Here is a 1,671-nt window from a genome sequence, read left to right as displayed (position 1 = left end):
TCGTTGAATGAAAAAGTAACTTCCGTTTTAGCGTAAGCTATTGTAACTGCAAGAGTAAAGTCAGTTTTTAAATATAATTTTAATAGTAAAAAGCTATAAAACAAGTTATAATTTATATAATATATCAATTTTTAAGGTTTATAAGCAGGCTTAATAAGCCTACGGAAATCGTCTTGCAAAACTAAGTTCCGTTTGCTTCAACTTTGTATTATTAAGTTCCGCTGATACTTGCCCTAAATTTTTGATATATTATTTATTAAAAAGTGCAGGTTTTAGATGTACCTCATCTGAATGGATATGTTTTAATGATAGCTTGTCTAATAGTGAAACATCTAACAACATTTGGGCTAGTTTGAATGGTGTATTTCCGTTTAAACTAGCTCTTGCTGTACTATTAATATGGTTAATCATTAAAGTAATATCTTCTTGAGTCCTATCATTAAAGGATTTTCCTTTAGGCATTATATACCTTATGTATTCATGATTCTTTTCTACGTGAGGCTTCTGATAGGAAGCCATAGCATTACAGTAGAATATCTTAGTTCTTTGATTTCCCATAGAATCTAATTCTAAATCTTCTGGATTTTTAAATTCTGAACCGTTATCTGTTAGAATAACAGGAAAGCTACGCTTAAAAACTTCATGTCCTAAAACTTCATATAACTTATCTATAATATCTTTAACTGCTATCTGGCTACAGCTATCTATAATAAAAGCTAACATTAATGAGCAATTTCTAAACATAAAAGTGAGAAGTACTTTGCCACTTCGTGTGCCGTGGACAGTATCCATCTCTACTATGTTGGTATTAGGATTATCCTCAATAAACTTAACAAAGTTATCAAAAGTTCTTCCTATTCTATTAATAGACTTTTTAACTATAGGAAGTTTAGATTTTTTTCTAGGCTTATATTTGACTTTTCTAGGTAAATCAATATTTCTAGCTGTAAAAACATTTTTATCAAAATAATAATATAAAGTTCTTTCACAACAGTTTATCTCATTTTTATGATGAGTAAAAATATGTGATAATGATTGTCCTTTTAAAACGAGTGGTGAGATTATTTCATCTATATTTTTTAGCTGATCTGAAGTTATATTAAGTCCTTCTCTAGAAGATACTAATAGTTCCTTATATTTTGTATCCGCAACTTTAGCTTTATAATAGTTCTTTTCACCGGTACACGTAGTGACTTTGCTGCAACTGTTGCAAACATAAGGATAACGATTAAGTTTAGAACACTTCTTAGTTGAATATTCACTACAAGATCTATAACAATTTATAAACCTACATTTCTTACATTGCTTACCACAACTACTATTACATAAGTTTGTCTTAGTGCAACCTTTTCGGTGTTGGCACGGTTGGAGATCATTTTGTTTTAGTTTACTTACTTTAAGAAATCTATTTCGCTTAATCTCTTTAGAGATAGTTGTTGGATCTTTCTTAACTCTTTGAGCTATTTCTTTTAATGTATAATTTTGATCCAATCCGTATTCAATTACAAGTCTATCTTCTATCGTAAGGTGCTTTCCCTTGCATAAATTTCTATTTGACATAATTAATCCTCCTAATATGCTAAGGACAAATATCAAATTAATTATATCAGATACTTTGCAAGACTAACTTCTGTTTAAGTAAAAAAACGGAAGTTACTTTTTCAATTTACA

The 1,671-nt window shown here is 29.1% G+C and carries 1 protein-coding gene; it reads right to left on the bottom strand.

The genetic code is table 11. The features are described from left to right. Positions 1–249: 249 nt before the first annotated feature. Positions 250–1,560 carry an IS30 family transposase gene (locus tag I2A75_RS17810; RefSeq protein ID WP_195266936.1) on the bottom strand — a complete coding sequence of 437 codons (1,311 nt, stop codon included), beginning with the start codon at positions 1,558–1,560 and terminating at the stop codon, positions 250–252. Positions 1,561–1,671: the final 111 nt, after the last annotated feature.

The sequence above is a fragment of the Clostridium sp. 1001275B_160808_H3 genome (assembly GCF_015550425.1).
Taxonomy (GTDB): Bacteria; Bacillota; Clostridia; order Clostridiales; family Clostridiaceae; genus Clostridium.
This window is presented reverse-complemented; position numbering and strand designations above follow the sequence as displayed.

What these genes read in the sequence shown, in the direction of transcription:
- I2A75_RS17810 (WP_195266936.1), bottom strand. Translation starts at nt 1,560, where the DNA reads ATGTCAAATAGAAATTTATGCAAGGGAAAGCACCTTACGATAGAAGAT.